The organism is Burkholderia sp. BCC1047, from assembly GCF_902833155.1.
GTDB classification, from domain to species: Bacteria; Pseudomonadota; Gammaproteobacteria; order Burkholderiales; family Burkholderiaceae; genus Burkholderia; species Burkholderia sola.
The window spans coordinates 63,267-75,350 of sequence record NZ_CADFEH010000040.1 but is presented as its reverse complement, the minus strand read 5'-3'; the positions used below and the strand labels follow the sequence as shown (position 1 = coordinate 75,350).

Below are 12,084 nucleotides of genomic sequence, written 5' to 3'. Positions count from 1 at the left end.
AGCTATCGTTTCAGAAACAGCACGACACAGCCAAAAAAGGAGAGAAAGAAGACCCAGATACCCACCGAATAACCCGCAAAGCTGGTCCAAGGGGTGGGTCAGAATTCAATGCAAATCGTGGGTCAGGATTCCATGCAAATCAACAGGTCACGACGTCGCTCGCGGGCAGCGACGCAGGCAACTATGTACTGTCCTCAGGGTCGCAGAATGACACGCTGCACCTGACTGCCGATATCACCAAGCGCGCGATCACGGGCACGGCTGCCGCTCAAGACAAGGTGTACGACGGCACGAACCATGCGGACCTGACGAACGTCGCCCTCGACACGACTCGCATTGTCGCGGGCGATAACCTGTCCATCTCGGGCAATACCGGTTCGTTCTCCGACAAGAATGTCGGTACGGGCAAGTCGGTTGTCGGTTCGGGTCTGTCGCTGGCGGGTGCAGACGCACAGAACTATGATCTGACGACGACGGTCACGGGTGCGTCGATCACGCCGAAGACGATCACGGCAAGCGCTACGGCCGAGAACAAGGTCTACGACGCGACGACCACGGCCACGATCGGTGCAATCACGCTGAATGGCATCATCAACGGCGACAACATCGATTCGACTGCGACGGGCGCCACGTTCGCAGACAAGAACGCAGGGACGGGCAAGGTTGTCCACGCAACGGGGCTCGGTCTGACGGGTAACGATGCCAACAACTACGTCCTCGCGAACGACGAGGTTGCGCACGCCAACATCGATCGGAAGGTCATCACGGCCACCGCGAACGCAAAGGACAAGACTTATGACGGCAACGTCACGGCTGACCTGAGCAACGTGAAACTGGTTGGCATCATCGGTCAGGATGTTGTCGCCGCAGACGGCACGACCGGCAAGTTCGACACGAAGAACGTCGGCAAGTCCAAATCGGTCAACGGCGAAGGTCTCTCGCTCGTGGGAGACGACTCGGGCAACTACGTTCTCGACACGAAGCACGCAGTCGCGACGGCAGACATCACGCCGAAGTCGATCACGGTGACGGCTGCTGCATCCGACAAGGTCTACGACGGCAATACGGTCGCAGTGCTAAGTCATGCATACGCCAACGATGTGGTGGCAGGCGATGATCTACGTGTGGCCGGGACAGTCGGTACGTTCTCGGACAAGAACGCAGGCAAGGGCAAGTCGGTCAACGGCAGTGGCTTGACGCTCGCGGGCGAAGACGCGCAGAACTACGTCTTCGACAACACGGCGGAAGTCGGCAAGGCCGCGATCACGCCGAAGACGATCGAAGCGTCCGCGAAGGCCGATAACAAGGTCTACGACGGCAACACGATCGCTCACCTGTCCGACGTGAAGCTCTCCGGTCTGGTGGACGGTGACGACATTCGTGCAGAGGGCTCGAACGGCGACTTCGACAACCGCAACGCAGGCAGGAACAAGTCGGTGAACGGCTCCGGCCTGGTCCTGACGGGCAACGACGCAAACAACTATTCGCTCGACACGTCGAAGGAAGTTGCGAAGGCCGACATCACCCCGAAGGTCATCACCGCGACCGGTTCCGCGAAGGACAAATCGTATGATGGCAAGACGGTTGCAGCTGTGGGCGATCTGGCGCTGCATGGCGTGGTTGCGGGCGACAAGGTTGCGATCGTCGGCGATACGGGCAGCTTCGACAACAGCAACGCCGGCACGAACAAGCCGGTGAACGGCGAAGGTCTGTCGTTGGCTGGCGCGGATGCAGGCAACTACATCCTCGACACGTCGGCTGTCGTCGCACAAGCAGACGTTCGCCCGGCCTACACCCCATCTGCGCTCGTTGCCGACGCCACGGGCGCGAACGGGACGGCGCAAGCCACGAAGGACGCAGGCAAGGTCGTCGGCGATCAGGTAGTCGCGAGGACGGAAGCGCCGGCGCTCATCGTTGGCCTGCCGGTCACCCCGGCTCAACGTGGCGATGCAATCGATATCGCTGACGGCGCGCTCTCGACTTCGGTCCTGCGTATGGACGGCAAGGCGAGTCTGGGCCTGAATGACGCACGTGAAGAACGCGAACAACGGAACACGCTCGTCGTGTTCCGCTCGGATCGTCCGGAAGCGCTGGACAACCGCGGCACGTTCCACGTGGTCGATCGCGGTAACGCCATTGAGCTGGAAGGTACGCCGACTTTGACCAACAAGACGCCGGACCTGAAGGGCAAGGGCAGCGACTGGAAGAATGGCACGGTGGTTCGTGCAGACGGCGCGGTGACGGAATACCGCGTCCGGATACTCAACGACGGGACGCTGGTCGTCATCGTGCCGAATGGCGTCGACGACAGTGACGAAATCGCTGCGAGCTACGGTCTGGCCGTCGCGAAGAAGCAGCTCGGTATCGGCGTCAAGGCAGTGAAGGCCGTCGTTATCGAAGCACGCAACGGTAAGGGCACCAGCAACGCCTGATGCTGTAACCGCAGAAACTTGGCGGCCCCTGAAGCCCGGCGAGGCATCGCCGGGCTTTTTTGTTGTGCTCAAGTGATGAGGTGGAAATTTGTCGACGTTCTTTACTGATATCGGTCCGGTCTCCGGTCGCAGGACGTCATCCTGACGCTGTCCACTCGTCTTTCCGGAACCGTGCGAAGAACAAGAAAAAAGGCCCTTGCGGGCCTTTCGTCGACGAAGATGCGGACAACGCTTACCGCGTCAGCGCCGTAAACCCTTCCAGCAACCGCTCGACATCGGCCGCCTGAATCGCGCCCATCGTCGAGATCCGGAACAGTTCCTTCGACAACCCGCCTTGCCCCGCGTAGATCACGAAGCCGCGCGCCTTCAGCCCGTCGTGCAGCGCTTCGTACGTCACACCCTGCGGCAACCGATACGCACGCAGAATGACCGACGACGCACCTTCCGGCAGCACCAGCGGCATCCCGCGCGCTGCAAGCCCGGCCTGCACCTGATCGGCGAGCGCCTTGTAGTGCGCATGCCGCGCACGCCAGCCGCCAGCCTCGTCAAACTCACGCAGCGCCTCGACGAGCGCGTAATACGCATGCACGGAAGGCGTAAACGGCGTATTCCGCTGATCCTGCAGCTTCGCAAGCCGCCCGAGATCGAGGTAATACGTACGGCTCGCAGCCTTCGCGAGCGCACTACGGCGCACGATCACGAACGCCGCGCCCGGCACGCCGTGCAGGCACTTGTTCGCGGTAGCGGCAACGGCGTCGATCACGCCACCGCCGAAATCGATTGCTTCCGCGCCGAAGCTGCTGACGCCATCGACAAGCATCTTCACGCCACGGGCACGACAGACTTCGGCGATCGCATCGAGATCATTCAGCCGGCCCGTCGTCGTTTCATGATGAATCACCGCGACGTGCGAATAACCGCCGGCGTCAAGACGCGCACCGATCTGCGCGAGATCCGGCGCCTGCATCCACTCATGCTTGAGCACGTCATGCGCGATGCCGTACTGCGTGGCGATCTGCGTGATCCGCTCGCCGTACACGCCGTTCTCGATCACGAGCAGCTTGCCGTCCTGCGGCACGAGCGCCGCAATCATGCTCTCGACGGCGGCCGTGCCCGAACCCGTCATCAGCACGGCGGCCCATTCGGCCGGATCGAGTTCGTACGCGGCGACGAGACGCGCGCGCGCTTCATCCTGCAGGTCGAAGAATTCGCCTTCGCGATGGCACAGATCGGGTTGCAGCAGGCTGCGGCGCACGCGTTCGGTGAGCGTGACCGGGCCGGGGTTCAGCAGCAGCATCAATGGGCTCCTTCAACGTGGGCTTCGGTCTGCTCGGCGCCGATGTGCCGCATCAGACGGGTCTTGACCTCGACCGGCGTGACGGTCGGGCGGGGCAGGCCGTCGGGCACGCCCGTGCGGATCGCCACGCGAACGAACTGCGCACCATCGCTGGTTGCGGCGAGCGTCGCATCGAGCACGTCGAGCGTATCGCCTTCGACCGCCGACGCGTAACCGCAAGCGGCCGCGACGCCCGCGAACGACACATGCTGCGACACCGTCGACTGGCCGCCCGTCGATTCGTGCGCGCCATTGTCGAGCAGCACGTGCGTGAGGTTGGCCGGGCCGTAGGTGCCGAGCGTCGCGAACACGCCCATGCGCATCAGCGCGGCGCCGTCGCCGTCGACGGCCACCACGCGCAAGTCGGGGCGCGCGAGCGCGAGGCCGAGCGCGAGCGGCGTCACGCAGCCCATCGAGCCGACCATGTACAGCTGGTTCGGGCGATCGTCGAGCGCGTAGAGTTCGCGCCCGCAGAAACCGGTCGATGCGAGCACGACGGTCGAATCGACCGGCGTATGCGCGATCACGCGCTGCAGCGCGTCGTGACGGGTCGGCCACGCGTCGGCCGACGCGGCGCGCGACGACGATTGCGCGGCGACGTGCGCGCGCGGCTTCGCGGCCGGGTTCGCCTTCAGTTCATACGGCGCGACGCTGCCTTTCTGCATCACGAGCGCGTACGGGCGGCCCGTCGCGTCCATGTGCGCGATCGCGCGGTCGAGTGCCGGGCCGACCTGTTCGGGGTCGGTCGGGAACGTCTCCCACGGGATCTCCATCGTGTCGAGCATCGCCGGCGTGATCGGGCCCATCAGCGCATGCTGCGGCTCGTCGGCCACGCCCGGCTGGCCGCGCCACGTGACGATCAGCAACTGCGGCAGGCGGAACGTCCAGGTCAGCGACGTGAGCGGGCTCACCGCGTTGCCGAGCCCCGAGTTCTGCATCATCGCGATCCCGCGCTTGCCGCCGAGCGTCGCGCCCGCGATCAGCGCGACCGCGTCGCCTTCGTTCGCGGCCGACACGTAGTGCAGCGTCGGGTCCTGCAGCACGTAATTGATGAACGGCGTCAGGTACGAGCAGGGCACGCCCGCGTACCAGTCGAAACCGCGTTCGCGCGCGGCCTCGACGAACTGGGCCGCTTCGATCATTGCGCGCCCCCGTTGCCGGTACCCGGTTCGGACAGCGGCGTCTGGCCGTGCGCGAAATCGCCCGCGCGGCGGAAGTCTTCCAGATCGTTGACGCCGCGCCAGTGGCCGTGCACGTACTGCACCTCGATCTTCTCGCCTGCGGCGATCAGTTCGTTCAGCAGCGACGGGATGTCGAGCGTGTCGAAATCAGGACGTGCCTGCAGCGTCGCGAGCATCGCCTTCAGGCGGTCGACACCGGCGCCGCGCACGTTCAGCAGACCGATCCAGCGGCCGTGCGGCGTGCCCGCGGCGACGTCGCTCGACACGCGTTGCAGATAGGTCTTCTGGCCGAACAGGCCGCGATCGTCGGCCGCCGAGCAGAGGGCGAAGTCGCGCACGCTCTGATTGGTCTCGGTGAGCGACGAATCGACCACCACGCTGAACTCGGCCTCGCTCTCCGCGAGGTCGCGCACGATGTAGCTGCGGAACAGCAGGTCGCCGTACGAGATCACGGTGTCGCCGGTCAGGCGTTCGGCCGCGCATGCGAGCGACGCGAGCTCGCCGGTCTGCGCGTGGCGCTCGTTGACGACGAGCTTGATGCCCGACGTATCGATCGCATCGGCGCGATAGCCGCCAACCACGGTGATGTCGTTCACGCCGTGCGTCTTGAAGCCGTCGACGAGCCAGCGCAGCAGCGGCTTGCCGGCGACCGGCAGCATGACCTTCGGCTTGTCTTCGGTCACGGCTTCGAGGCCCTTGCCGCGGCTCGCGGCGAGCACGATCGCGGCATTCGACGCGCGCGACGACGACGACAGGTAGATACGCTCGGCGGCCGAGTATTCGTCGGCGTCCTGCAGGCGGAAGATCTCGTTGACCGATGCAACGCGGTCCTCGACGTTGATCAGCGTTTCGCTTTCGTGGATCTCGCGCGCGGTCGCCTGCATCGCGGATGCCGACGCGCGGATCAGATGATTCGCCCAGATCACGGTGCTGATGCCGGCCTGGCGGAACACGTCGGTCGGCGTGCTGTAGTACTTGGTCGGCACGATCACGAGCGGCGCCTTGCCGCTCCATTCGCGCGCGAACTGCAGGATCTCGTCCGGGCGCGACAGCTTGCTGTGGATCAGGATCGCGTCGGCGCCGGCTTCCGCGTACGCGTTCGCGCGGCGCAGCGCCTCGTCCATCCCCCAGCCTGCGATCAGCGCCTCGACGCGCGCGACGATCGAGAAGTCGGGATCGGTCTGCGAATCCTTGCCGGCCTTGATCTTGCCGCAGAACTCGTCGATTTCCGCGAGCGGCTGGCGCTCGCCGCCGATGAAGCTGTTCGTTTTCGGGAACTGCTTGTCCTCGATGCAGACGCCCGCGATGCCGCGCTGTTCGAGCTTCTTCACGAGGCGGCGCACGTTGTTGAAGTTGCCGTAGCCGGTGTCGCCGTCGAGCAGGATCGGCAGGTCGCTCGCATCGGCCATGAACTCGAGCACGTCGACGACCTGGGTCCAGCTCGCTTCGTTGTTGTCGCGCACGCCGAACTGCGCGGAGATCGCGAGGCCCGACGCCCAGATGCCCTTGAAGCCGGCCTCGCGGACGATCCGCGCGGACAGGCCGTTGTGCGCTTCCATCAGGAATTCGAGATCGCTGCTCACGAGCATGCGGCGCAGGCGCGCGCTGCGCGATTCGGTGAAGTTGGGTTCGCGTGCGTTCATCGTGCGGCTCCGGCGGTGGTGCGTTGAATCAGGGGAAGAATGTCTTGCGTCGCGCGTGCGACGTCGTTCGGGAAGTCGATCTCGATCCACGGCGAGCCGGTGACGTCGGCGACGTCGAACGAATGGCCGCCTTCGAGCAGCAGGTCGCGCACGGCTTCCTCGTGCGGCATGTTCGCGCGGCCGCTGTCGACGTAGCCCGCGACGATCGTCGCGAGGCGGCGTGCGGTGCCTTCGGTGAAGCGGAAGAAGCCGACCGATTCGCCGATCGTGTCGTAGTCGAGGTCGACCGCGAGCTGCTTGCGCAGCTCGACCGGCACGCCGTTCTTCAGGCACAGCTTGACGGGTTCGTCGCCGGCCTCGAAGTCGCGGTCGATCAGCAGGCGGTCGACGGTCTTGTCGGCATCGGCCACCAGCGCGTGCAGGATGTTCTCGTCGTACAGCACGTCCGCGTCCATCAGCAGCACGTCGCCGCCGCGCGTCATCGCATCGGCGACGGTATGCACGGTCAGCACGCTGCCGAGGTCGTAACGGTCGTTGATCACGATCTCGGCGGTGCGGCCGAGGCGCTTGAGCTCCTGCTCGACCTTCTCGTGCTGGAAGCCGAGCCCGAGCACGATGTCGTCGACGCCCGCGGCGTCGAGCACGCGCAGATGGCGCTCGAGCAGCGACACGTCGTCGAAGCGCAGCAGGCACTTCGGGAACTGCGCCTCGGGCGGTTGTTGCAGGCGCAAGCCGAGGCCTGCCGCAAGAATGATGGCTCGCATGGGTTCTCCAACCAAAAAGCCGGCGATCTGAACGATCAGTCGGCGAGCGGCTGCGGCGCACGACGCCGCTGCCAGTTTCTTTCACTGAAATGCAGATAGAGCAGGCCGGGCAGGCCGAGCGCGAGTTCGCGCGCGCGCTTTGCGAGCGACAGCGCGAGCGCCGCGTCGGGCGGCAAGCCGACCAGCGGTGCGAGCAGCAGGTAGCCGCCTTCCTGCGCGCCGAGCGAGCCGGGGATCGCGAAGGCCGCCCCGCGAATCGCCTGGCCGACGCTTTCCAGCAGCAGCGCGTCGAGCCAGCTGACCGGGTGCCCGAGGAAGTGCAGCGCGAGCCACACTTCCGCGGTGCCGACGATCCAGCCGACGAGGCTCAATGCGAAGGTCTTCGCGACTTTCGCGCGATCGCGGTACAGCGCGCCGACCGCGTCGTCGATCGCGTCGGCGCGCGTGGCCAGCGACGACCAGTCGCGCGGACCGAGCAGCTTCGACGCGAGGCGCAGGCCGCGGCCGAACAGCCCGCGCCGCTGCGCCGCGTAGAACGCGACGGCGAGGGCGCCGAGCACGCCGGTGGCGATCAGCGCGGGCGTGCGCAGATACGCGACCGACTCGTGCGTCGCATACAGGCTGAACGCGGCGATGCCGATCAGCGCGAACGCCATCTGCGCGAGCGCCTGCATCGTCGTGCCGACGGTCATGGCGGCAGCCGCGTCGGCCATCCGAGTGCCGCGCTGCGCGAGGTAGCGCACCATCAGCACGGGGCCGCCGATCTGCCCGGCGGGCAGCAGGCTGTTTACCGATTCGCCGACCCAGCGCGCGCGCAGCGCGTTGCCGAGTTCGGCGCCCGGCTGCCCGCGGCGGAACATCACGGAGATCGCGACCGCATCGATCGCGAGCGGCACGACGTGGAACGCCGCGACGAGCGCGAGGCCCCAGCCGGCCGCGAGGAGCGTGGACGCTACCGCGCCGACGCCCTGCCAGGCCAGCAGTGCGATGAAGAGTGCGGTCCCGAGGGACAGCAGGATGAGGCCCGCGCGTGTCATGACCCGCTCGTGCGTCGCGTGGCCAGTTGCTTGAACACCTGGCGGAAACCGAAATACGCGATCGCATCCTTCATGTTCGAGATGAAGCGCTTCCACGGCCGCATCCCGGGGTTCGTCACGTATTCGAACGTGAGCGACACGCGCATCTCGTTCTGGCCGAGCGGCGTGATGCGGTGGCGCAGCTTGTCGCCGTCGAACAGCACGATGCCGCCGTCGGCGATCTGCACGGAGCCCGGTTCATCGGCGACGTCCGGGTTGCGCGTATGCAGCTCGTAGTCGAGCCGGCACGACGATTCGTCGATCACGCCGATCAGCAGCGTGTAGCGGCGGCCATCGTAGTACGACGTGTCGTAGTGCCAGCCGATGTGGTCGCCGGGCTTCGTGTAGTAATACAGCGCGTACGCGTGCGGATCGTCGTCCGGCGACAGCATCAGCTTGTCGCCGGTGATCTTCTCGAGGAAGGAGATGAGTGCCTTCGAGCGATACAGCTCGGCGATGTACGGCGCCTGCTCGTCGATCGTATGGCGGCTCACGCTGCCGCCCTGCTTGTGGCCGGGCAGGTAATTGCGGTTCAGGCCGGCCTGCATCGCGCGGGCCGCGTTCGCGAGCTTCGCGTGCGCGTCGGCCGGCAGGAAGGTGTCGAGGTAGAGGAACGAGCCCTGGCGCGTGTAGTCGCCGCGCAGGCGGTCGAGGTCGAGCTGACCGACGCGGTCGGCCACGGTGCGATCGGGATCGGCCGCGGCCGCGCGCACGGGCGCGGGGCGTGCCGGGCTCAGCACGGAATCGTCGCGCGTGCTAGGAGTCATTTGGAAGCCTGGATTTCGGTTGGGTTCTGCGCGGCCGGGGTCTGCGGGAGGTTGCCGCGCCGCACGATGCGCCACCAGTCGATCACGACCCAGGCGGCGAACAGCGGGGCGCCGATCGACGCCGCGAGCAGGAACGGCTCGACGCCGTCGACGAGCGTCACGATCGGCAGCAGGTACAGCACGTCTTCGGTCTCGAAGCCGCCGGCGAACGCCTGCTTGGTGCCGGCCTTGCCGGCGATCGATTCGATCCGCATGCGCAGGAAGAAGATCAGCGCGACGGCCGCGCCGGCGACCGCGCCGAGCAGCACCGGCGACGCGGCCATCTGGCCGCCCTGCGCGACGATGCCGACGCCCATGCTGACGAACAGCGCGACCGTGACGAGCGCATCGGCCGCGAGGTCGTAAAAATGACCGATCTTGCTGGACTTGCCGCTGATGCGCGCGAGTTCGCCGTCGGTGTGGTCGACGAAGTTCGACAGCACGATCAGGAACGCGCCCGCATTGCTCCAGCCGAAGCCGCCGTGCGCGAGGCACCAGGCGCCGGCGAGGCCGATCAGCAGACGAAGGGTGGTGAGGTGATTCGGCGTGACCGGCGTATCGACGAGCGGCCGGACAAGCGAGCGCGCGAGCCGCGCATCCCAGGTGCGTGGCGGGGGCGGCTCGGGGCGTTTGACGGTTTTTCTTTGGTCCATCGGCGAAATATATACGGAATTGTAATTTGTTGCTTTTTATTCGATCAATGTCCTGACATGCGGGAGTGTTACCGCGTCTTGCAGGCATCGGCCGGTTCAAAAACGCACTCGCGAACGACGCGGCCGACCGGGCGGCCGGACCCGTCTTCCAGTGTGGTTCGCGTCGCGCGGCTGTCAAGGCCGGACGGGCCTCGCAGGCCGGCGAGGCGGTGTTTTTCGCGCCGCCCGGCCGGTGTCGCGCAGCCCATGCGACCTTGATCTCCGTCAGCGCCGGAAAAACCGCATCGGGCGACAATCGGCCGCGCCGGACGGGGCGCGGCGATGACCGAGCCGAACGTCGCCGATGTCGATGCAGACCGGTTGATCGACGCGCGACGGCCGGCGATCGCGAACCGGCGATTCGCCCGATGCTTTCGTGCACCTTTCGTGGGTGTCCGGCGCGGGCGGATCGCCTGTCACAGAACGGTCGTTCGATACCCGGCAAATCCGGCAAGGATCTTTTGCATCCAGCGGACATTTCGCGGCGATGGCCTCTGCGATACTCCGACCGTGCCCGTGGTGCCGGGCCGCCCCTCGCGGCCCCAAGGGCTTCGCGTCGCTCAGGAGACACCCCCCGCGACGTCAACGACAGACCAAAGCGTCAGATAACCAGCCATGTCTTCTTCACGCATCCTCGCTCCCGCCCTGCGTTCGCTCGTCCGCACCGCCGACGAAGCCGCCGCGCTGATCCGCCCCGGCATGACCGTCGCCATGAGCGGCTTCACCGGGTCGGGCTATCCGAAGGCCGTGCCGGCCGCGCTGGCCGCCCACATCGACGCGGCGCACGCGCGCGGCGAGGACTTCCGGATCAACGTGCTGACGGGCGCATCGACCGCACCGGAACTCGACGGCGCGCTCGCCCGCACGAACGGCATCTCGATGCGGCTGCCGTACCAGTCCGACCCGACGCTGCGCGACAAGATCAACGGCGGCGAAGTCGATTACCAGGACGTCCACCTGAGCCACGTCGCGCAATACGCATGGTTCGGGCTGTATGGCGATCTCGACGTCGCGATCGTCGAAGTCGCGGGTATCCGCGAGGACGGGCTGCTGATTCCGTCCGCGTCGATCGGCAACAACAAGACCTGGCTCGAGCGCGCGAAGCACGTGATCCTCGAAGTGAATGCGCGGCAGCCGCTCGGCCTCGACGGGATGCACGACATCTATTACGGCACCGCGCTGCCGCCGCACCGCAAGCCGATTCCGCTGACGAAGAGCGACGACCGGATCGGCGAGCCGTATCTGCGCTGCCCGACCGACAAGATCGTCGCGATCGTCGAGACCGACGCGCCCGATCGCAGCAATGCATTCTCCGCGCCGGATGCGACGTCCAAGCAGATCGCGCTGCAGCTGATCGACTTCCTGCGTCACGAAGTGAAGCGCGGCCGCCTGCCGGAAAACCTGCTGCCGCTGCAGTCGGGCGTCGGCAACATCACGAACGCGGTGCTGGCGGAACTCAGCTCGGCCGGCTTCTCGAACCTGACCGCCTACACCGAGGTGATCCAGGACGGCATGCTCGACCTGCTCGACGACGGCACGCTGAGCTTCGCGTCGGCCACCGCGCTGTCGCTGAGCCCCGCCGCCGTGCAGCGTTTCGCCGACGAAATCGCGACCTTCCGCGAGAAGATCGTGCTGCGCCCGCAGGAGATCAGCAACCATCCGGAACTCGTGCGCCGGCTCGGCTGCATCGCGATGAACGGGATGATCGAGGCCGACATCTACGGCAACGTGAATTCGACGCACGTGATGGGCACGAAGATCCAGAACGGCATCGGCGGCTCGGGCGACTTCGCGCGCAACGGCTACCTGTCGTGCTTCATGTCGGCGAGTACCGCGAAGGGCGGCGCGATCTCGCGGATCGTGCCGATGGCGAGCCACGTCGACCATACCGAGCACGACGTCGCGGTCGTCGTCACCGAACAGGGGCTGGCCGACCTGCGCGGCCTGTCGCCGAAGCAGCGCGCGCGCAAGATCATCGCGACCTGCGCGCACCCGGACTACCGGCCGATGCTCGAGGACTACTTCGAGCGCGCGTCGCGCGAGAGCTTCGGCAAGCACACGCCGCATCTGCTCGCCGAGGCGCTGTCGTGGCACGAGCGCTACGTGCGCACCGGGTCGATGAAGGCCTGACGGGGCCGGGCGCAGGCGGGCCCG

9 protein-coding genes are annotated in these 12,084 nt (G+C 66.4%); 2 read left to right on the top strand and 7 right to left on the bottom strand.

Annotated elements, in window-relative coordinates; translation table 11 throughout:
• Positions 1-2,432, top strand: a 2,432-nt coding sequence (locus HWX55_RS30710) for a YDG domain-containing protein (protein WP_244140680.1), incomplete at its 5' end; no start/stop codon positions are given.
• A 232-nt stretch (positions 2,433-2,664) separates the two neighbouring features.
• Here the strand turns inward: HWX55_RS30710 and HWX55_RS30705 are convergent.
• Genes HWX55_RS30705 through HWX55_RS30675 form a run of 7 tightly spaced genes read right to left on the bottom strand, consistent with a single transcriptional unit; the run spans position 2,665 to position 9,891 of the window.
• Complete coding sequence (locus HWX55_RS30705; protein WP_175978436.1) at positions 2,665-3,729, bottom strand: 2-aminoethylphosphonate aminotransferase; 1,065 nt, start codon at positions 3,727-3,729, stop codon at positions 2,665-2,667.
• A complete protein-coding gene (gene aepY, locus HWX55_RS30700; protein WP_175978435.1) occupies positions 3,729-4,910 on the bottom strand; it encodes a phosphonopyruvate decarboxylase in 1,182 nt (393 codons plus the stop codon). Before aepY ends, HWX55_RS30705 begins: the two co-directional genes overlap by 1 nt.
• On the bottom strand, positions 4,907-6,592 hold the full coding sequence (gene aepX, locus HWX55_RS30695; RefSeq protein WP_089489271.1) for a phosphoenolpyruvate mutase: 1,686 nt from the start codon (positions 6,590-6,592) through the stop codon (positions 4,907-4,909). The genes aepY and aepX overlap by 4 nt, the downstream gene beginning before the upstream one ends.
• Entirely contained in the window at positions 6,589-7,356 is a 768-nt protein-coding gene (locus HWX55_RS30690) for a phosphocholine cytidylyltransferase family protein (protein WP_050010761.1), read from the bottom strand. Before HWX55_RS30690 ends, aepX begins: the two co-directional genes overlap by 4 nt.
• A gap of 35 nt (positions 7,357-7,391) precedes the next feature.
• Positions 7,392-8,393 (bottom strand): TIGR00374 family protein, encoded by a 1,002-nt coding sequence (locus tag HWX55_RS30685; protein ID WP_050010763.1) that lies wholly within the window; start codon positions 8,391-8,393, stop codon positions 7,392-7,394.
• Positions 8,390-9,199, bottom strand: a complete 810-nt coding sequence (locus HWX55_RS30680) for a 2OG-Fe(II) oxygenase (protein WP_175978434.1) — start codon at positions 9,197-9,199, stop codon at positions 8,390-8,392. Before HWX55_RS30680 ends, HWX55_RS30685 begins: the two co-directional genes overlap by 4 nt.
• Positions 9,196-9,891: a CDP-alcohol phosphatidyltransferase family protein gene (locus HWX55_RS30675; protein ID WP_175978433.1), complete on the bottom strand. Its 696-nt coding sequence runs from the start codon at positions 9,889-9,891 to the stop codon at positions 9,196-9,198. Before HWX55_RS30675 ends, HWX55_RS30680 begins: the two co-directional genes overlap by 4 nt.
• Positions 9,892-10,545: 654 nt before the next feature.
• On the opposite strand from HWX55_RS30675, the gene HWX55_RS30670 reads away from it, so the two are divergent.
• Positions 10,546-12,060, top strand: coding sequence for an acetyl-CoA hydrolase/transferase family protein (locus tag HWX55_RS30670; RefSeq protein WP_175978432.1), 1,515 nt, complete (start codon positions 10,546-10,548; stop codon positions 12,058-12,060).
• Positions 12,061-12,084 lie beyond the last annotated feature (24 nt).